The organism is Paenarthrobacter sp. YIM B13468, assembly GCF_042788025.1.
Taxonomy (GTDB): domain Bacteria; phylum Actinomycetota; class Actinomycetes; order Actinomycetales; family Micrococcaceae; genus Arthrobacter; species Arthrobacter aromaticivorans.
This window is the reverse complement of the sequence record NZ_JBHZPI010000020.1, coordinates 47,526-65,551: the sequence shown is the minus strand read 5'-3', so window position 1 is coordinate 65,551 and position 18,026 is coordinate 47,526. Positions and strand designations below refer to the sequence as shown.

Below are 18,026 nucleotides of genomic sequence, written 5' to 3'. Positions count from 1 at the left end.
CTCCGGGCGCGAGCGTGACACACAGGAGGATGTCCTTGCCCAGATCCGTTGCTGCCCATCGCGACGCCGTGGTGGAACTACTGAGCGGTCCGGCCGCGAACACGGCGACTGAACAGTTGCCGTTGCTCGAGGCGCTGGGCAAGGTGCTGGCCGTGGACCTCCACGCGCCACTTTCCCTGCCGCCCTTCGCCAACTCTCAAATGGACGGCTTTGCCGTCAACTCTGCCGACATTCCCGACGACGGCGCGAAGCTGCGGGTAGCGGCACCTGTTCCGGCGGGGGCGGCTCCTGAGCCGTTGAAGCCAGGCTTTGCCGCGCCCATCATGACCGGTGCCATGATTCCGGAGGGTGCCGACGCCGTGGTTCCCATTGAGCGGGCACTTCCCAGCACGTTCCCGAACCCAGAGGCGGAGGACGTTGACGTTTTGCTGCCTGCGACGACTCCGGGCACCTATGTCCGACACATCGGCAGTGACATCGGCGAAGGAGACCTGGCCCTACCCGCGGGGACCTTCTTAGGACCAGCGCAGCTTGGCCTGTTGGCCGCGCTCGGGCTAACCTCCGCGGAAGTCCGCAAGCCCATGCGTGTTCTGCTGGTCACCACAGGCGATGAGGTTCTCGAACCGGGCCAGAGCTTGACTCCTGGCAAGATCTACGACTCCAACGGAACGCTCCTGGAAGCATCCATGCGTCAATCGGGGCTTGACGTGGTACGGACCGGTATCTCCGACGACGACCCCGCACGGTTGCGCGCAGTCCTTAATCGTCATGTGGCCAGCGAAGACGGCCAGCACCGGGTAGACCTCATCGTAACCACCGGCGGGGTGAGCAAAGGCGCCTATGAGGTAGTGCGGCAAGCCATGGCGGGCCAGCATGTGGACTTCCTTCCGGTGGCCATGCAGCCAGGAGGCCCGCAAGGAATCGGCCGCTTTGAAGGGGTTCCGTTCCTCGGTTTTCCCGGCAATCCTGTCAGCTGCCTCGTTTCCTACGAAATGTTCCTGCGCCCTGCCCTTTCGCAGATCCACGGCGTCCCCGCACCGCGACCGGTACAGCGGGCGCGCTTGGTGGAACCGCTGCATTCACCCGAGGGCAAGCATCAAGTCCGCCGCGGAACGGTGCTGCCTGACGGCTCCGTCCGAATGGAGGGTGGCGCAGGAAGCCACCTGGTGCACGCCTTGGCGCGCTCGAACGCCTTGGTGCACATCCCCAGCGACGTCACGGAACTCGCGGAGGGAAGCGAAGTGGAAGTATGGATGCTGTGAATGAAACTCCCACGAACACGTCCGGCAACACCGGCGGCCTGACCCATCTACGTCAAGACGGTACTGCCCAGATGGTGGATGTCTCAGAGAAAGCAGTCACCACCCGTGAGGCCACAGCCACGGCCACGGTGCGCAGCACCAGCGAAGTACTGGCCCTTCTCGGCGCTGGCGAACTTCCCAAGGGCGACGCGCTCGCAGTGGCGCGCGTGGCAGGGATTATGGCCGCTAAGAAGACACCCGAACTGATCCCGCTGTGCCACCCGTTGCCGATTTCCAAAGTCACCGTCGATTTTGAGTTGGGAGCTGACTCGATCGATGTACTGGCTACCGTGAAGACGCGCGGTGTCACCGGCGTCGAAATGGAAGCCCTCACCGCTGCCTCCGTGGCCGCCCTGAGCGTCTACGACATGATCAAGGCCGTGGATAAGCACGCAGTCCTGACAGACATTCAGGTGCTGGCAAAAAGTGGTGGCAAAAGTGGGGATTGGAAGCACGGTGACTGGAGCCGGGGCACCTCAGGCCCGGGAGGAGCCGAAGCATGAGTGCGTGCGAACCAAACGCCCACGGGCCGCGGAAGGCCGGCGTCGTGATAGCGTCCACGCGTGCGGCAGCGGGAATCTACGCCGACGAAACCGGCCCCGTCATCCTGGACTGGCTCAAGGAGCATGGCTTTGATGCCTTCCCCACCATGGTGGTGCCCGACGGCGAGCCTGTCGGCGCGGCTTTGAGAGCGCTTCTGACGCAGAAGCCCGCTGTCGTCATCACCAGTGGCGGAACGGGCCTGAGCCCGGACGACCGGACGCCGGAAGTAACGTTGCCGCTGCTGGATCGTGAGATCCCGGGCATTATGGAAGGTATCCGGCGGGCGGGCGCTGCAAAGACGCCCATGGCAATGCTGAGCCGTGGGCACGCAGGAGCAGCAGGAAAGACATTCATCATCAACTTGCCCGGTTCCCCGAAGGGTGTCATGGACGGCTTGACTGTCCTGGATCCGGTAATCGGGCACCTTTGCGATCAATTGGAAGGAAGCCATGGGCACTGAAACAGACTTTGAAGTTGTTAGCGCGGTCCTGAGCGCCGAGCCCATCTCCGTGGACCAGGCAATTGCCGCGGTGGAGTCTGAAACGGCCGGGGCAGTAGTCAGCTTCAGCGGCGTCGTGCGGAACCACGATTCCGGTAAGCCTGTGGACCGCCTGAGCTACAGCGCGCATCCCACGGCGCACAGGATCATGGCCGACGTGGTCGCGCAGTTGGTGGCCGAGCACTCCGGCGAAGCAGAGCAACCCGTCAGGATTTGGGCCGCACACAGGATCGGGATGCTGGAGATAGGTGATCCCGCGCTGGTGTGTGCCGTGGCGGCCGCCCATCGAGGCCAGGCGTTTGCCGTTTGTTCGGAACTTGTGGACCGGGTCAAATTACAGGTGCCCATTTGGAAGGAACAGTTCTTCAGCGACGGCACCGTGGAATGGGTCGGGGCCGGGGAGTGAGCGGGGACGGCTCGGGGGAGTAAGCGGGGAGTCACGGTTCCTGCCGGACCCTGGCCCGGCGGTAGGGTTAAAGGCATGACCGAACAACTTGCTGTTGCTGTGCTGGGCGCCCATGGGCGCATGGGAATTGAAGCCGTGAAGGCTGTTGAAGCAGCCGACGATATGAAGCTGGTAGCGGCTCTCGGTCGCGGCGATTCCCTGCAGACACTGCTCGATGCAGGTGCAAAGTATGTTGTGGACCTGACTGTTCCGGACACCACCGAGGCCAACGTGCGTTTCGCGGTCGAACACGGGATTCATGCAGTGGTTGGGACCACGGGTTGGGATGGGCAGCGCCTTGGATCGTTACGGACGCTCTTGGAACAGAAACCGGGAACAGGCGTCCTGATCGCCCCGAATTTTGCTTTGGGTTCAGTACTGGCTTCGGCGTTTGCGGCGAAAGCTTCGCAGTACTTCGAGTCCGTGGAGATCATTGAACTGCATCACCCCAACAAGGTAGACGCTCCTTCAGGTACGGCCGTGCGTACCGCACAGCTGATTGCCCAGGCGAGGCAAGAAGCGGGTGTGCCGGCAAGTCCTGACGCCACGGAAACGTCCTTGGACGGTGCCCGGGGATGCGACGTGGAGGGTGTCCGTGTCCACAGCGTGCGGCTCCGCGGGCTGGTGGCCCACCAGGAGGTGCTCTTCGGGGGGCCTGGCGAACAGCTGACGCTGCGCCATGACTCCTTCGACCGTGCCTCGTTCATGCCCGGTGTCCTGCTCGGGCTGCGCAAAGTTGCGGACCACCCGGGCCTGACCGTGGGCCTGGACGGCTACTTGGACCTGGGGCTTTAGGATCATGGGAACTCTCTGGCAGTCTGTGAAGAAAAACCGCACCAAAATCTGGGTTGGCGCCATCACCTTGCTGTTGGTGCTGTACCTGGTGGTGTCCCTCCAACGTTCCATCCTGTTGCTTGGTGATCCCAATCTGGTGGCAAAGGGCATCGGCGCTGCCTACCTCGTATTGCCTATGATTGGCGCTTGGGCGCTCATTCGAGAGCTGTTGTTTGGGGCGCGGACCGAACAGATGGCCAAGGTCTTGGAGGCCGAGGGTGGCCTGCCTGTGGACACCCTGCCGCGCACGCCCGGTGGCCGGATTGTGCGTGCTGCCGCTGACGCGGAGTTCGAAAAGTACCGTGCGGAGGCGGAGTCAGCACCCGGGGATTGGCGTTCCTGGTTCCGGCTGAGCTGCGCCTACGACGCTTCCGGTGATCGCAAACGTGCCCGCGCTTCAATGCGCGACGCCGTAAAGTTGTTCCGCTCTCAGCCCACTGCGGCCGGGCGGTAACTGCCCAGGCGCGACGCCTGGTGGGCCAGCCACTCCAGTGGTCCGCGGCGTCGGAAGAGGGCAAAGCACACGCCGATGCCTACCGCGGCCAGCGCCTGCGTCCAATACATTCCTTCGGCAGTCCACCCCGCTGGCAGTGGCTTGTTGTGGAAACCTGAGACCACCCACACATGGAGTGAATACAGCGTAAGGGTCATGGCGCCCGGACCGCTGAGGAGTATGAGGAAGTTGACCTTGATGCGTTCGGCAAGGGTGCCAAGCATCAGGAAGAGCCCGACGACGGCGGCAGCTACCCCACCGGTATGAAGCAGGTCCAGGGTGGTGCCGGCATGTGGTGCCGCGCTTGCCAGCCACCACCACGAATCCACCTGCTGCAAGCCGGTCAGGTTCACTTGGAGCATGCTCTCCAGCGGGTATCCCCGCGTTCCGGGCAGTGCTTCCAGTGCGGCGCGGCCGCCCCATACCTCCATCGCCAGGGTTCCTACGATTTTGGCCAAGGCGGCCACGGCGATTCCGCAGGTGAACAGCAGCAACTGGACGTTCGCCGTCGTGAGCGCCAAACGGCCGATCGCCAGTCCGATCAGCAAATAGGCGATCCACTGGAACACGGGGTAGTAGCCCGTGAAGAACAAGTCGGCGACCAAGCGTGCCGGCGTCTCAAGGTCCTCGCTGTTTGGGTTGTGCCCCAACTGCAAGGGAGGGTTTGCGTCGAGCAGCCAGGGCCGAACGAGGTAGGCGATCACCGGTGACACCAGTACCCAGCCGAGCGCCCACAACAAGAGGGCTTTCAGCCGCAATCCCAGAAACGGCAGGATGCACAGGAACAGGACGGCATAGTGCACCAGGATCACTGCGATATTGACGTCCAGGCCCCCAAGTGTCAGCCCGACGACGGCAATCACCAACGCGCGCATCGCGACACCGCTTCTCGCCGCCCAGAGGTCCAGGCCTTGGCGCGGCTCCTGCTTTCCGGTGGTGAGTGCCAACCCGATCCCGGCGAGGACTGCGAACAGCGCAGCGGACCTGCCCGAGAAAACCAGTCCCACCCAAGTGGGTTCCCACTGGGGGGAGGGACCGAAAGTCGGCATCAGATGGGTGGCCATCATTCCGAGCAAGGCCAGGCCGCGGGCGGCATCTATGCCCGTAAGGCGGGTGGAGACTTTGCGTCCCCTGGGCACCTTCCGGGCTGGCGCCGTCTCTTGCGAAGTCATGCTGCGATCGTCTCATAAGGGACTGTGGCCGTGCTGTGAAGAGGGCCGGAAGCATTTTTCCCGGCAGCTGGCTCATTGCGGAAGTGATCCCACGAGGCGGGCGAGTGGTGGGGGTGCCTGTCCTGCCGGCAGTGCGTCGACCAGCAGGGACGCATATCGGATTTTGTTGCCGCTGCGTCCCCCGAAGAACCTGCGCAGCTGCGCCGATGCCGGTCTGCCGCGCTGTGAGGGCTGGCGTTGGAGCAGACGGAATGAGGCGAGCTCTCCTTGGGCCGCAATGACGTTGAGCACGGCATCAACCCCAAGGCAGCGAATGAGTTCGTCCTCCAGATCCGCGTGGCAAACTTCGAAGCCGTTCTCGGACAAGGAGCCGGAATTTAGGCCTGCGCGGCTGAGCGCGCGGGCGATGCCTTGCGCTTCGCCTGCATCGCATAGTCCGAGTATGCGGTGGTCAGTGCCACTCGGGCCGTAGCGGTCAAGGAAACGGACGATGTTGGTCGCGCCTCCCATCGGCACCACAGACACGCCCTCAGCCATCAGGTCATGGCCAAGGCGAACGGCCAGTGTCTCCACCGCGAGCCGGTCACTTTCGCCCTCGACCAGCACAGTCGTCTCCCGCATGGAACCAGTATGTAGGACGTGTGAGGCTGGCTCACCGGCCTTGTCTTCGAATATATGTTCGAATAACATGGCTTCATGAATGATGCTCCAAAGCCTCCGGAAGGCCTCCACGGACCCATGAGGGCGATGAGTCCAGGCGTTGTCGACTTCCTTTTCAGGCAACTCGTGGCAGGCGAACCGCCGGAAGATGTCCAGTGGCGCCGGGAGGGAACGGTCCTGGCCGAGCAGGCGCCAGGTGCTGAGCTTGCACGTCGCCTGGCTGAAACAGACCTTGAGGCCCTCACCCCGAGGGAACTCTTCGACTACGTCCGCGCTTCGCAGCGTTTGATTGCCTGGGCGGAACAGTTGAAGGAAAAAGCGGTGGCGCAATATTGCTCCGAGGGCACGGCGAGGACGCCCAAGCCCGCATAGTCAGCAGCGCCGATGACGACCATCACGCGGAACCTATTCCCGGAACATGGCCGTGACAGGGTAACGTTTTTCTTATGTCTGACTCCCGCGCGCAAATTCCCGCACTTGGTACCCTGCTGACCGCCATGGTCACCCCGTTCACCGAGGATGGCAAGGTCGACTACGACCAAGCTGCGGCATTGGCGGAGAAGCTGGTCCAGGACGGTTGCGACGGACTCGTGGTCACCGGTACCACTGGAGAGACCTCAACCCTTACTGACGAAGAAAACCTCGGCATGTTCCGTGCGGTCAAGGAAGCCGTGGGGGGCAAGGCTGCCATTATTGCCGGAACCGGCACCAACGACACCGCGCACTCGGTGCACCTGTCCCAGCGCGCGGCCCAGATTGGCATCGACGGCCTTCTGATCGTCACTCCTTACTACAACAAGCCCAGCCAGGCCGGTGTTCGGGCACACTTTGAGACGATTGCGTCCTCTACGGACCTGCCGGTCATGCTCTATGACATCCCGGGCCGCTCGTCCATTGCCATCGCGCCGGAGACCATGATCGGGCTTGCGAAGCACCCAAACATCGTGGCCGTCAAGGACGCCAAGGCGGACTTCGCCGCAGCCACCCGCGTCATGGCCGAGACTGATTTGGTCTTTTACTCCGGCGACGACGGCCTCACCCTTCAGTGGATGGCCATGGGGGCAGTAGGCCTCGTGGGCGTTACCACGCACGTGGCCACCCGGAGATTCCGCGAACTCATTGACGCTGTCAATGCCAATGACCTTGCCAAGGCGCGGGCCATCAACTTTGAACTGGAACCCGTGGTGCGTGCAACCATGACGCGGGTCCAAGGCGCTGTAGCCGCCAAGCAGATTCTCAAGTGGCAGGGAGTCCTGCCCAACTCGGTTGTCCGTTTGCCCCTCGTGGAGCCGGACGAGGCCGAGATCCAAACCATCCGCGGGGATTTGGCGGAAGCCGGAATGGACTTCAACGTCTAGGCCGGTTCCGCCGGAAAGAAGCACAATATGACCCAAACAGCCCTTCCTGGACTGGTTACTCCGCCGAAACTGCCGCAAGGCACACTGCGGATCGTTCCGCTAGGTGGACTGGGGGAGATAGGCCGCAACATGGCGGTCTTCGAAATCGACGGCAAGTTGCTGATCGTTGACTGCGGCGTACTTTTTCCCGAGGAAACTCAGCCCGGCGTTGATTTGATCCTTCCCGACTTCTCTTACATCGAGGACCGGCTGCAGGATGTTGTTGGTGTGGTGCTCACGCATGGCCACGAAGACCACATCGGTGCTGTTCCCTATCTGCTGCGCCTCAAGGCCGACATCCCGCTGATCGGATCCCAGTTGACGCTGGCCTTGGTGGAGGCGAAGCTGCAGGAGCATCGGATCAAGCCGTACACGCTGACCGTTACCGAGGGCCAGGTGGAGCAGTTCGGCCCGTTCGAATGTGAATTCATCGCAGTGAACCACTCGATCCCGGACGCCTTGGCCGTCTTCATCCGCACCGAGGGCGGCACCGTCCTGCACACGGGCGACTTCAAGATGGACCAACTGCCCTTGGACGGCCGCATCACGGACCTCCGTCACTTCGCCCGCCTCGGCGAAGAAGGAGTGGACCTCTTCATGGCAGACTCCACGAATGCCGACGTTCCCGGGTTCACCACCGCCGAGAAGGAAATCGGCCCCACCCTTGACCGGTTGTTCGGGCAGGCGAAGAAGCGCATCATCGTGGCTTCCTTCTCTTCCCACGTTCACCGCGTCCAGCAGGTTCTGGACGCCGCAGCCAAGCACGGCCGCAACGTTGCGTTCGTCGGCCGGTCCATGGTTCGGAACATGGCCATCGCGGCCAAGCTGGGGTACCTTGATGTGCCCAACGGGATCCTGGTGGACATCAAGAACATTGACAACCTCCCGGATAACCGCGTGGTCCTCATGTCCACCGGCTCCCAGGGTGAGCCCATGGCGGCACTCTCACGCATGGCCAACGGGGACCACCGCGTGGTTGTTGGCCAGGGCGACACCGTGATCCTGGCCTCCAGCCTTATTCCAGGCAACGAGAATGCCGTGTTCCGCATCATCAACGGATTGTTGAAGCTCGGTGCCGATGTCATCCACAAGGGGACGGCCAAGGTTCACGTGTCCGGCCACGCAGCCGCCGGCGAATTGCTGTACTGCTACAACATCCTTGAGCCCCTCAATGCGATGCCTGTTCACGGTGAGACCCGTCACCTGATTGCCAACGGAAACATTGCCGAAGAATCCGGAGTGCCCTCCGAAGGCATCATCCTCAGCGACAACGGCACTGTCATCGACCTGAAGGACCACAAGGCCAACATTGTTGGCCAGGTAGAAGTCGGCTTCGTTTATGTGGACGGTTCCAGCGTGGGTGAAATCACCGATGCGGATTTGAAGGACCGCCGTATCCTGGGCGACGAAGGCTTCATCTCCATCATCACCGTCATCAACCGGACCACCGGCAAGATTGTCTCCGGACCGGAAATCCATGCACGCGGTGTGGCGGAGGACGACGCCGTCTTCGACGAAATCATCCCCAAGATCAACGCCGCGTTGGAAGAAGCTGTGCTCAACCACGCAGACCACACCAACCACCAGCTGCAGCAGGTTGTGCGCAGGATCATCGGAACGTGGGTGAACCGGAAGCTTCGTCGCCGTCCCATGATCATTCCGGTGGTCCTGGAAGCGTAGTCCACCGGCAACATGCATCCCAGGGGGCCTGAAATCCGCGGATTTCGGGCCCCCTTGGGGTAGCGTGGCAATCATGGCGACCCGTACTTCCTCCACGCCACGAGGCAGCTCCAGTAGTAAATCCGGCGGCACAGGCCGGGGCGCAGCTGCATCCAAAAGCAGTGCAGCCACGCCCAGGAACGGTCGGGGCGGCAGCGCGCGCTCCAAGCAGCCGGCCGCCGTCGAGCCCCATGCACCGCTGCCATTGCGCTTGCTCGCAGGCGCCTGGCAGGGTATTGGCCACGTCGTGGGCGCGGGAGTCCGCCGGATCGGGTACGACGTCAGCGATCTCGATCCCGCCGATCGCCGCGACGGCGCAGCCCTGTTCAACCTTGTGTTGGGAATCGGCATTGCAACATTCGCCTGGTGGGGTCTGACAGGATGGCTGCCTGACGCCGTCTACAGCGTGGTCAATGGCACTTTCGGCTGGATGTCGCTTGTTTTGCCCTTCATGCTTTTCATCTGCGCTTTCCGCCTCTTCCGCAAACCGCAGGATGGCCGCGGCAACAACCGTGTTGGCATCGGCTTCATGATCATGACTTTTGCCGGTTCCGGTTTGGCCCACATTATTGGCGGCCAGCCCACCGTGGCGGATGGCTTCGATGGACTGCGCAGGGCGGGCGGAATGCTGGGCTTCCTTGCGGCGTCCCCACTGGCTGCAATTCATGCCATTGTCCCGGTGATTGTCTACAGCCTGCTGGCCTTCGTATCGGTCCTGATCGTTACGGCCACGCCGTTCGGGGCGATCCCCTCCAGGATCCGCTCCGCCTACGAGCACCTCATGGGCGTGGACCTCATGGACGCCGAGTCCGGCAAGGATGCCCATGATCGCAGCTACCTCTATGAAAACGGGGCTGTTGCAGAGCCCAAGAAGAAGAAGCGGATGCGTCTCTTCGGCAAGGATGAGGAGACCGACGCCGGTTTGGAAGGCTACGTCGGTGACGAGGCCTTTGAGCACGCAATAGTCGACGACGACGAAACTCCCCAACCGTCTGCACCCCGCGTTCCGCCGGGCGTACGCCGCCCCACCCAGGCCGAGATAGCGGTGGGAAAGATCAAGGCTGCCCAAGGCTTGGGCGCTGCTCCCGGCATCGACAACCCCACCGAGGCCATTCCCGTCCTCACCCCTGAGATGACCGCACCCACAGCGGCCCAGGTGCCGGCCAGACCGCCAACGCCACCTCCGCCGCCCACGCCAATTCCGCAGCGCACAGAGCAACTGTCCCTGGCAGGGGACGTCACGTATACCCTGCCAGCCTCTGACTTCCTCACGCCGGGTTCCATTCCCAAGGAGCGCACCGAGGCCAATGACGCCGTCGTGGCCGCCCTGACGGACACGCTGACGCAGTTCAACGTCGATGCCGCCGTAACCGGCTTCAGTCGCGGCCCCACGGTGACACGCTATGAAATCGAACTGTCTCCCGGCACCAAGGTGGAGCGCGTAACGGCGCTGTCCAAGAACATCTCCTACGCGGTGGCATCCAGCGACGTCCGCATTCTGAGCCCCATTCCCGGCAAGTCCGCAATCGGTATCGAGATTCCCAACACGGACCGCGAAACAGTCTCCCTGGGTGATGTGCTGCGGAGCCAGAACGCACGGCGCACCGACCACCCCATGGTCATGGGTGTCGGCAAGGACGTCGAGGGTGGTTATGTAGTTGCCAACCTTGCCAAGATGCCCCACCTCCTGGTTGCCGGTGCTACGGGTGCTGGTAAATCAAGCTTCGTGAACTCGATGATCACCTCGATCCTGATGCGCGCTACGCCTGACGAAGTCCGCATGGTCATGGTGGACCCAAAGCGCGTGGAACTGACTGCGTATGAAGGCGTTCCACACCTGATCACGCCGATCATCACCAATCCCAAGAAGGCCGCAGAAGCCCTGCAATGGGTGGTTCGCGAGATGGACGCCCGCTATGACGATCTCGCCAACTACGGTTACAAGCACATCGACGACTTCAACAAGGCGGTCAGGGCAGGAAAGGTCACTCCGCCGGTTGACTCCAAGCGTGTCATCAAGCCCTACCCGTACTTGCTGGTCATCGTGGACGAGCTCGCGGACCTCATGATGGTGGCGCCACGCGACGTCGAAGATTCGATCGTCCGCATTACCCAGTTGGCACGTGCCGCGGGCATTCACTTGGTGTTGGCTACGCAGCGACCTTCCGTGGACGTCGTCACGGGCTTGATCAAAGCCAACGTGCCCTCCCGCATGGCGTTCGCCACCTCGTCCGTTACGGACTCCCGAGTGGTGCTGGACCAGCCGGGCGCGGAAAAGCTTATTGGCCAAGGTGATGCGCTCTTCTTGCCGATGGGCGCGTCCAAGGCCATGCGCGTGCAGGGTGCCTGGGTGACGGAATCCGAAATCCACAAAGTTGTGGAACACGTCAAGGGCCAGTTGCAGGCCGTGTACCGGGACGACGTCGCTGCCGAGGCCCCCAAGAAACAGATCGACGACGACATCGGAGACGACCTCGAGGTGCTTCTTCAGGCCACCGAATTGGTGGTCACAACCCAGTTCGGTTCCACCTCCATGTTGCAGCGCAAGCTTCGTGTCGGCTTTGCCAAGGCCGGGCGCCTAATGGACCTCCTGGAATCCCGCGGTGTAGTTGGTCCCTCCGAAGGGTCCAAGGCCCGGGATGTGCTGGTCAAGCCTGACGACCTCGCTGCCGTGCTTGCCGCCATGAAGGGACAGGAATCCCCGGCCGCGCCTGATGCCCACACTGCGGCCCTGAGCGATAACGCGAACTCCAACATCGCCGTCGGCGGTTATGCCGAGGACCTGGTGGCAGCGGACCTGGACAACCGGACCCAAGCTGTGGAATATTTCGACGGCGCGGACGTCTCCGATGACGAGGACGAGGACGGCGAGGACGCCTGGTCGCTCACCGGACGGTAGCCTAGAGGGGTGACTACAGCCGAAGGTGACAACGCCTCTTCCAGCAGCTCCGACGTCTGGAACCTTCCCAATATCCTCACGATGCTCCGCATCGTCCTGGTTCCGTTTTTCGTCTGGTTCCTCGTGGCGGATGACAACCATCAAGGTATCTGGCGGTGGGCGGCTGTTGTGGCCTTTGCCGTGGCGATCTACACCGACAAGCTCGACGGCGATATCGCCCGCGCGCGTGGCCTCATCACCAATTTCGGCAAGATTGCGGACCCCATTGCGGACAAATTGCTCATCGGTTCAGCGCTGGTGCTCTTGTCCATCCTCGGGGAACTGCCCTGGTGGGTGACTATCCTCATCCTGGTCCGCGAGTGGGGCATCACGGCACTGAGGTTCTTTGTGATCCGCTACGGCGTCATGCCGGCCTCACGCGGCGGAAAACTGAAAACAGTCATCCAGACAGTGGCCATCTTCCTGTATATCCTGCCGCTCGAGGCGATCGCACCGTGGCTGGTTGTTGTGGCCTTCTGGGTCATGATGGCCGCCCTTGCCATCACGCTATGGACCGGAGTGGAATACGTCGTCCAGGCGCTCCGGCTTCGTGCCGCGGGACGCCGGGCATGAGTCACCCCGGAGACGCTGCCAAAGCGGCAGAGCTAGCGACGGCGGCAGTGGTCCTGGCGCTGGGAAAGAGCCTGACGGTGGCCACGGCGGAGTCGCTGACCGCGGGAATGGTGGCGGCCAGCCTGGCCAACACGCCCGGTGCGTCCGGAATGTTGCAGGGCGGCGTGGTTGCTTATCAGAACTCCGTGAAGGCCTCCGTCCTCGGCGTTTCAACGGAACTGATTGCTGCTGTTGGTTCGGTGGATGGCGCCGTAGCTGCGGAGATGGCCGAGGGCGCCAGGCGCGCCTGTATGGCCGACGTCGGAATATCCACTACAGGGGTGGCTGGTCCGGAGCCCCATGACGGTAAAACCGTGGGAACCGTATTCGTCGGCGTCGCTACGAGTACTGGCACGGGTTCGTTTGAATTCAGCTTTTCTGGGGACAGGCAAAGTATCAGGCAACAAGCCTGTGAAGCTGCGCTGGCGCGCCTGATTGGTGCACTGGAAGGGGTTGGTTACCGTTCGTAAAGTAGTCGGGAACAAAAACTCATTGCCAATAGTTGTGTCATTGTGTCGCTTCGGAACAGCCGGGGCGCCTAGGATGTAGAAAACCACACCGGTCCGCCAGCCAGCGAACCGGATGAACGAGGGAGCAAGGCGATACAGATGGTAAAGCAGCCCGTATCCGTAAACGGCGTTGTCCGCTGGAAGGATGTGGGCTTGGCTAAGCAGGCACAGAGCGAACAGAAGGAGCGCAAAATGGTTGTACTACGCCACGAGATCGGTGATGTACTGCGCGATGTCCGCCAGCGTCAGGGCCGCACCCTCCGCGAGGTCTCGCACAGCGCCCGTGTTTCACTCGGATACCTGAGTGAGGTTGAACGCGGCCAAAAGGAGGCTTCTTCCGAGCTCCTGTCCTCTATCTGCACCGCCCTGGACGTTCCGTTGTCCAGCATGCTCCGCGAAGTCAGCGACCGCGTGGCCGTTGCGGAGGGCGTAGCTGTTCCGGATACCGTTCCGCAGGAATTCTCCCAGCGCTACGGTCGCGATCTTGACCTTACCGACGACTTCCCGCAGGGCATGCTCTCCGGAGCCCGGTAGAGGTCACACCCAGACCAGGAATTATCAAGAAAAGGTCCCCAGCCTACGGCTGGGGGCCTTTCGCGTCTGGTGACCATTCGTTTGTGCTGCCCTGTGGTCCAAAGCGGGGCTGGGACGCGGGTCAGTCCTCTGCGGGATTGGCAGTCTCCCCGGACTCGGTCTCCTTCAGGGTGGCGTCCTTGATGACGCTGTCACCGTAGACGGCGTTGAGCCGGCCCATGTAGTCGGCCAAGGTTTGGACATCCTCCAGCGGCCACTCACCGAGTCGCTCACGGAATACCTGCCGGCGGGCGTCCTGGACCTGGTGCATCTTCTCTTCGCCTTTTTCCGTCAGGCGGATGGACTGAGCCCGTCCGTCCTGCGGATCGGCCTCCTTGTAGACCAGGCCGATACTTTCCAGAAATGCGATCTGGCGGCTGACTGAGGGTTTGCCTACGCCGATGCACGAGGCAAGGTCCGTCAGGCGGATGGGGCCTTCGCGGCGAATGATGGTCAGCAGTCCGTACGCGGCAGGCTCCATGTCCGGGTGGACCTGGCGGGACAACTGATGCGAGATGGAACGGGCACGGCGCCAGAGCAGGCTCAGCTGGTGTTCCACCTGCTGAAGGGCGTCGTCTATGGTGTCACCTGGCACGGCCTCGGGGGGCATGCTCTGGAGAGGATTGCTCATGGCAACCATTCTAGAGTCCGGCGTCGTGAGAGACTCTATCCGTGAGGGCAAGTGACTTCTGGCGATTGATGGACGATGAATTTGGGGCAGGCTATTCCCGCGTCCTGGCCGATTCCTTGGTGCTGGCCGGCGTGGGAGGGCGTACCGCCGTAGAGGCGCTTGCCGCCGGCTACCAGCCGCGGGAAGTGTGGTTGGCCATTTGCGAAGTCCAGGATGTCCCCATGGAGCGCAGGCTCGGCAGGGACATCAAGCCTGCGGCCAACTGAAGTCCGGACATGTTTGCCAAGGGACTTCCAGCTCTGTGGTGGTGACACGCCCGCTGCATTGTTCGAATATCTGTTCGGATGGGGATATGCTCCTGTGAGAGGAAAATTGTTCCTGAAGGACGCATTCCACAGGCAATCCGAGGGTTGGTTATCCACATAGCCCACGTCGGCTTCAAAAAATGTCAGGGAGCCGTAATAGCGTCTGACATGACAGGAAAGCGGCCATTCAGGCCACTCCACAGCGAGAAAGCATCAGAGGTGTGAACCATGGCGGCAACCCCGGATCGTGAGAAGGCGCTCGAAGCAGCGCTTGCCCAGATCGACAAGCAGTTCGGCAAAGGCTCCATCATGCGCTTGGGTGATGACACCCGCGCCCCGATCGAAGTCATTCCTACTGGATCCATTGCATTGGATGTCGCCCTTGGCATTGGCGGCCTGCCCCGTGGCCGCGTCGTAGAGATCTACGGCCCGGAATCTTCTGGTAAGACCACAGTTGCGCTCCACGCTGTAGCCAATGCGCAACGTAACGGTGGCATCGCGGCCTTCATCGACGCCGAGCACGCCCTTGACCCCGACTACGCCGCCAAGCTTGGGGTGGACACAGACGCTTTGCTCGTGTCGCAGCCTGACACTGGTGAGCAGGCCCTGGAAATCATGGACATGCTGGTGGGCTCGGGCTCCCTGGACATTATCGTCATCGACTCCGTGGCTGCCTTGGTCCCGCGTGCTGAAATCGAGGGCGAGATGGGCGACTCCCACGTCGGCCTTCAGGCGAGGCTCATGAGCCAGGCCCTGCGAAAGATCACCGGTCGCCTAAGCCAGACCAAGACCACCGCCATCTTCATCAACCAGTTGCGTGAGAAGATCGGCGTCTTCTTTGGATCGCCGGAAACCACCACCGGTGGTAAGGCTCTGAAGTTCTACGCCTCGGTGCGCATCGATGTCCGTCGCATTCAGACGCTGAAGGAAGGTGCCGACTCCGTCGGTAACCGGACCAAGGCCAAGATCGTCAAGAACAAGATGGCCCCGCCCTTCAAGATTGCTGAATTCGACATCATCTACGGCCAGGGCATCTCCCGCGAGGGAGGCATCATTGACATGGGCGTCGAGCACGGCATCATCAAGAAATCTGGTTCGTGGTTCACGTACGACGGCGATCAGTTGGGCCAAGGCATGGAGAATTCACGGCGCTTCCTGCGTGATAATCCGGAGCTGGCACAGGAACTTGAGCGCCTTATCAAGGAAAAGCTTGGCGTGGGTGTCAAGCCGGAGGAAGATTCCCCAAAGCTGAAGGCCGTTGACGGCTAGAACCGGGCCGGACCCGGAGTCCTCCGTCTCCGGCGATCCTGAGCCTGATCCCGAATCCGTGGCCCGCGCCATCGTCCTGAGGCAATTGACGATGGCGCCACGGAGTCGGCTGCAGCTGTCCCGCAAGCTGGCCCAGCGGAATGTCCCTCGGGATGTTGCTGAGGCTGTGCTGGACCGCTTCGAGGAAGTCCAGCTCATTGACGACGCTGAGTTTGCCAGAATGTGGGTGCGTAGCCGCTCCCAAAGCCGAAAGCTGGCAAAAAGTGCCATTCGCCGTGAGCTAACGGAGAAAGGTATCGAGCTCGATGATGCCGAGGAAGCACTCTCGCAGCTCAGCGATGAAGATGAGGAAATCGCCGCCCGTGAGCTTGTTGAGCGCAAACTGAGGCCGGGCGTGGATCTCTCCGATCGTGCGGAACGTGACAAGTGCACCCGCAGGCTGGCATCCATGCTGGCCCGGAAGGGATATGCCCCTTCCATGGCCTTCCGGATCGTCGGCGAGGTACTTGCCCAAGCCGGTACCCTTGAGTAGTGAGTTTGACCATTCCTTCCCCCTCAGCAGAAACCACGCCTTCGGCATCAGTATTGGCAACAAGTGCTGATGCCCAAGTGACGGATGCCCGTTCCCCGTTTGAACCGAGGACGTATCAGGTCCGGACTTTCGGCTGCCAGATGAACGTCCACGATTCCGAACGTATGGCGGGCCTCCTTGAGGACGCTGGTTACGTGCCGGCGGAGGGTGAGGTCGCTGACATCGTGGTGTTCAACACGTGCGCCGTTCGGGAAAATGCCGACAACAAGCTCTATGGAAACCTTGGCCAGCTTCGGCAGGTCAAGGCAGCCAACCCTGGCATGCAGATTGCCGTTGGTGGCTGCCTCGCCCAGAAGGACCGGGAAACCATCGTCAAGAAGGCTCCTTGGGTTGACGCTGTATTTGGCACCCACAACGTGGGAGCACTTCCAGCACTGCTGAAGCGGGCGCGGCACAACAACGAGGCCCAACTCGAAATCCTGGAATCGCTGGACGTCTTCCCCTCCACCCTTCCCACCAAGCGCGACTCCGTCTATTCCGGCTGGGTCTCGATTTCAGTGGGTTGCAACAACACCTGCACCTTCTGCATCGTGCCATCGCTCCGTGGCAAGGAGAAGGACCGGCGTCCCGGAGAAATCCTGGCTGAAATTCAGGCCTTGGTGGACGACGGCGCCGTTGAAGTCACGTTGCTGGGCCAGAACGTGAATTCCTACGGGGTTGAATTCGGTGACCGCTTGGCCTTCTCAAAGCTTCTCCGTGCCTGTGGGGACATCGAAGGCCTTGAGCGCGTACGCTTCACCAGCCCGCACCCTGCCGCGTTTACGGACGACGTCATCGATGCGATGGCCGAGACACCCAACGTGATGCCCCAGTTGCACATGCCCCTTCAATCGGGCTCGGACAAGGTCCTGAAGGATATGCGGCGCTCGTACCGCTCCAGCAAGTTTCTTGGCATCCTGGACAAAGTGCGTGAGCGGATCCCCAATGCGGCCATCACTACGGACATCATTGTTGGCTTCCCCGGAGAAACCGAAGAGGACTTCCAAGCGACGCTTGACGTCGTGGAGAAATCACGGTTCGCCTCAGCCTTCACCTTCCAGTACTCCAAACGGCCTGGTACGCCTGCTGCCGAGCTTCCGGAGCAACTTCCCAAAGCAGTGGTCCAGGAGCGTTTTGAACGGCTGACGGCCCTGCAAGACCGTATTGCCGCGGAGGAGAACGCCAAGCAACTGGGTCGCCGCGTGGAAATTCTGGTGACGGCGCAGTCCGGCCGCAAAGCAGAGGAAACGCACCGGTTGTCTGGCCGGTCCAAGGATCAGCGACTCGTTCATTTCTCAGTACCTGATGGTGCGGAAACCCCACGCCCCGGCGACTTTGTCACCGTGACCATCACCGAAGCCGCGGCATTCCACCTGGTCGCCGATCCTGCCGGTCTGGACGATTACATGCTGCGCCGGTCAAGGGCAGGAGACGCCTGGGATCGTTCGCAGGCAGACTCCTGCGGTGTTCCGAGCGCGGGTTCCGCCCCGGGCAAGAAAGGTGTGTCTTTGGGCATGCCGTCGCTGCCTGTTCGCGGCGCCTGACGCCCATTCTT

20 protein-coding genes are annotated in these 18,026 nt (G+C 62.0%); 17 read left to right on the top strand and 3 right to left on the bottom strand.

The features are described from left to right. The first annotated feature begins 29 nt into the window (after window positions 1-29). The 6 genes from glp (at window position 30) to ACFX4T_RS18210 (ending at window position 4,076) form a co-directional block, all read left to right on the top strand. Entirely contained in the window at window positions 30-1,262 is a 1,233-nt protein-coding gene (glp, locus tag ACFX4T_RS18235) for a gephyrin-like molybdotransferase Glp (RefSeq protein WP_377653153.1), read from the top strand. Continuing rightward, entirely contained in the window at window positions 1,250-1,804 is a 555-nt protein-coding gene (moaC, locus tag ACFX4T_RS18230) for a cyclic pyranopterin monophosphate synthase MoaC (protein WP_377653151.1), read from the top strand. Before glp ends, moaC begins: the two co-directional genes overlap by 13 nt. Then, complete coding sequence (locus tag ACFX4T_RS18225; RefSeq protein ID WP_216925272.1) at window positions 1,801-2,304, top strand: MogA/MoaB family molybdenum cofactor biosynthesis protein; 504 nt, start codon at window positions 1,801-1,803, stop codon at window positions 2,302-2,304. Before moaC ends, ACFX4T_RS18225 begins: the two co-directional genes overlap by 4 nt. Continuing rightward, on the top strand, window positions 2,294-2,749 hold the full coding sequence (locus tag ACFX4T_RS18220; protein ID WP_216925271.1) for a molybdenum cofactor biosynthesis protein MoaE: 456 nt from the start codon (window positions 2,294-2,296) through the stop codon (window positions 2,747-2,749). Before ACFX4T_RS18225 ends, ACFX4T_RS18220 begins: the two co-directional genes overlap by 11 nt. Before the next feature lie 75 nt (window positions 2,750-2,824). After that, window positions 2,825-3,583 (top strand): 4-hydroxy-tetrahydrodipicolinate reductase, encoded by a 759-nt coding sequence (gene dapB, locus ACFX4T_RS18215; RefSeq protein WP_377653148.1) that lies wholly within the window; start codon window positions 2,825-2,827, stop codon window positions 3,581-3,583. Window positions 3,584-3,587: 4 nt separating this feature from the next. After that, window positions 3,588-4,076, top strand: a complete 489-nt coding sequence (locus tag ACFX4T_RS18210; RefSeq protein ID WP_377653146.1) for a hypothetical protein — start codon at window positions 3,588-3,590, stop codon at window positions 4,074-4,076. On the opposite strand, the gene ACFX4T_RS18205 is transcribed toward ACFX4T_RS18210, so the two are convergent. Both ACFX4T_RS18205 and ACFX4T_RS18200 read right to left on the bottom strand, forming a co-directional pair. Continuing rightward, entirely contained in the window at window positions 4,052-5,287 is a 1,236-nt protein-coding gene (locus ACFX4T_RS18205; RefSeq protein WP_216925268.1) for a heparan-alpha-glucosaminide N-acetyltransferase domain-containing protein, read from the bottom strand. The genes ACFX4T_RS18210 and ACFX4T_RS18205 overlap by 25 nt on opposite strands. A 72-nt stretch (window positions 5,288-5,359) precedes the next feature. Next, window positions 5,360-5,908, bottom strand: coding sequence for a TOPRIM nucleotidyl transferase/hydrolase domain-containing protein (locus tag ACFX4T_RS18200; RefSeq protein ID WP_216925267.1), 549 nt, complete (start codon window positions 5,906-5,908; stop codon window positions 5,360-5,362). 75 nt (window positions 5,909-5,983) lie between these two features. On the opposite strand from ACFX4T_RS18200, the gene ACFX4T_RS18195 reads away from it, so the two are divergent. From ACFX4T_RS18195 to ACFX4T_RS18165, 7 genes are all read left to right on the top strand, one after another. Beyond that, window positions 5,984-6,319: a hypothetical protein gene (locus tag ACFX4T_RS18195; protein ID WP_223948556.1), complete on the top strand. Its 336-nt coding sequence runs from the start codon at window positions 5,984-5,986 to the stop codon at window positions 6,317-6,319. A gap of 74 nt (window positions 6,320-6,393) precedes the next feature. Then, window positions 6,394-7,305 carry a 4-hydroxy-tetrahydrodipicolinate synthase gene (gene dapA, locus ACFX4T_RS18190; RefSeq protein ID WP_216925265.1) on the top strand — a complete coding sequence of 304 codons (912 nt, stop codon included), beginning with the start codon at window positions 6,394-6,396 and terminating at the stop codon, window positions 7,303-7,305. Window positions 7,306-7,332: 27 nt separating this feature from the next. Then, a complete protein-coding gene (locus ACFX4T_RS18185) occupies window positions 7,333-9,024 on the top strand; it encodes a ribonuclease J (protein WP_216925264.1) in 1,692 nt (563 codons plus the stop codon). 73 nt (window positions 9,025-9,097) lie between these two features. Next, window positions 9,098-11,962 carry a DNA translocase FtsK gene (locus tag ACFX4T_RS18180; protein ID WP_377653143.1) on the top strand — a complete coding sequence of 955 codons (2,865 nt, stop codon included), beginning with the start codon at window positions 9,098-9,100 and terminating at the stop codon, window positions 11,960-11,962. 9 nt (window positions 11,963-11,971) lie between these two features. Then, a complete protein-coding gene (pgsA, locus tag ACFX4T_RS18175) occupies window positions 11,972-12,574 on the top strand; it encodes a CDP-diacylglycerol--glycerol-3-phosphate 3-phosphatidyltransferase (RefSeq protein ID WP_216925262.1) in 603 nt (200 codons plus the stop codon). Beyond that, window positions 12,571-13,083: a CinA family protein gene (locus ACFX4T_RS18170; protein ID WP_377653141.1), complete on the top strand. Its 513-nt coding sequence runs from the start codon at window positions 12,571-12,573 to the stop codon at window positions 13,081-13,083. The genes pgsA and ACFX4T_RS18170 overlap by 4 nt, the downstream gene beginning before the upstream one ends. Window positions 13,084-13,221: 138 nt before the next feature. Then, window positions 13,222-13,656, top strand: coding sequence for a helix-turn-helix domain-containing protein (locus ACFX4T_RS18165; protein WP_216925260.1), 435 nt, complete (start codon window positions 13,222-13,224; stop codon window positions 13,654-13,656). Between the two features lie 121 nt (window positions 13,657-13,777). On the opposite strand, the gene ACFX4T_RS18160 is transcribed toward ACFX4T_RS18165, so the two are convergent. After that, window positions 13,778-14,326, bottom strand: coding sequence for a MarR family winged helix-turn-helix transcriptional regulator (locus tag ACFX4T_RS18160; protein WP_216925259.1), 549 nt, complete (start codon window positions 14,324-14,326; stop codon window positions 13,778-13,780). Between the two features lie 68 nt (window positions 14,327-14,394). On the opposite strand from ACFX4T_RS18160, the gene ACFX4T_RS18155 reads away from it, so the two are divergent. The 4 genes from ACFX4T_RS18155 (at window position 14,395) to miaB (ending at window position 18,015) form a co-directional block, all read left to right on the top strand. Next, window positions 14,395-14,592 (top strand): DUF3046 domain-containing protein, encoded by a 198-nt coding sequence (locus ACFX4T_RS18155; protein ID WP_254186457.1) that lies wholly within the window; start codon window positions 14,395-14,397, stop codon window positions 14,590-14,592. 267 nt (window positions 14,593-14,859) lie between these two features. After that, window positions 14,860-15,900, top strand: a complete 1,041-nt coding sequence (gene recA, locus ACFX4T_RS18150; RefSeq protein ID WP_216925257.1) for a recombinase RecA — start codon at window positions 14,860-14,862, stop codon at window positions 15,898-15,900. Continuing rightward, window positions 15,890-16,432: a regulatory protein RecX gene (locus tag ACFX4T_RS18145; RefSeq protein ID WP_377653138.1), complete on the top strand. Its 543-nt coding sequence runs from the start codon at window positions 15,890-15,892 to the stop codon at window positions 16,430-16,432. The genes recA and ACFX4T_RS18145 overlap by 11 nt, the downstream gene beginning before the upstream one ends. Then, entirely contained in the window at window positions 16,432-18,015 is a 1,584-nt protein-coding gene (miaB, locus tag ACFX4T_RS18140; protein ID WP_377653136.1) for a tRNA (N6-isopentenyl adenosine(37)-C2)-methylthiotransferase MiaB, read from the top strand. The genes ACFX4T_RS18145 and miaB overlap by 1 nt, the downstream gene beginning before the upstream one ends. The last annotated feature ends 11 nt before the right edge of the window (window positions 18,016-18,026 follow it).

Coding starts and splice junctions, on each gene's coding strand:
- dapA (WP_216925265.1), top strand. CDS start 6,394: ATGTCTGACTCCCGCGCGCAAATTCCCGCACTTGGTACCCTGCTGACC.
- ACFX4T_RS18200 (WP_216925267.1), bottom strand. CDS start 5,908: ATGCGGGAGACGACTGTGCTGGTCGAGGGCGAAAGTGACCGGCTCGCG.
- ACFX4T_RS18225 (WP_216925272.1), top strand. CDS start 1,801: ATGAGTGCGTGCGAACCAAACGCCCACGGGCCGCGGAAGGCCGGCGTC.
- ACFX4T_RS18195 (WP_223948556.1), top strand. CDS start 5,984: ATGAATGATGCTCCAAAGCCTCCGGAAGGCCTCCACGGACCCATGAGG.
- ACFX4T_RS18165 (WP_216925260.1), top strand. CDS start 13,222: ATGGTAAAGCAGCCCGTATCCGTAAACGGCGTTGTCCGCTGGAAGGAT.
- glp (WP_377653153.1), top strand. CDS start 30: ATGTCCTTGCCCAGATCCGTTGCTGCCCATCGCGACGCCGTGGTGGAA.
- recA (WP_216925257.1), top strand. CDS start 14,860: ATGGCGGCAACCCCGGATCGTGAGAAGGCGCTCGAAGCAGCGCTTGCC.
- ACFX4T_RS18220 (WP_216925271.1), top strand. CDS start 2,294: ATGGGCACTGAAACAGACTTTGAAGTTGTTAGCGCGGTCCTGAGCGCC.
- ACFX4T_RS18160 (WP_216925259.1), bottom strand. CDS start 14,326: ATGAGCAATCCTCTCCAGAGCATGCCCCCCGAGGCCGTGCCAGGTGAC.
- ACFX4T_RS18210 (WP_377653146.1), top strand. CDS start 3,588: ATGGGAACTCTCTGGCAGTCTGTGAAGAAAAACCGCACCAAAATCTGG.
- ACFX4T_RS18185 (WP_216925264.1), top strand. CDS start 7,333: ATGACCCAAACAGCCCTTCCTGGACTGGTTACTCCGCCGAAACTGCCG.
- ACFX4T_RS18155 (WP_254186457.1), top strand. CDS start 14,395: ATGGACGATGAATTTGGGGCAGGCTATTCCCGCGTCCTGGCCGATTCC.
- ACFX4T_RS18205 (WP_216925268.1), bottom strand. CDS start 5,287: ATGACTTCGCAAGAGACGGCGCCAGCCCGGAAGGTGCCCAGGGGACGC.
- ACFX4T_RS18170 (WP_377653141.1), top strand. CDS start 12,571: ATGAGTCACCCCGGAGACGCTGCCAAAGCGGCAGAGCTAGCGACGGCG.
- moaC (WP_377653151.1), top strand. CDS start 1,250: ATGGATGCTGTGAATGAAACTCCCACGAACACGTCCGGCAACACCGGC.
- ACFX4T_RS18180 (WP_377653143.1), top strand. CDS start 9,098: ATGGCGACCCGTACTTCCTCCACGCCACGAGGCAGCTCCAGTAGTAAA.
- dapB (WP_377653148.1), top strand. CDS start 2,825: ATGACCGAACAACTTGCTGTTGCTGTGCTGGGCGCCCATGGGCGCATG.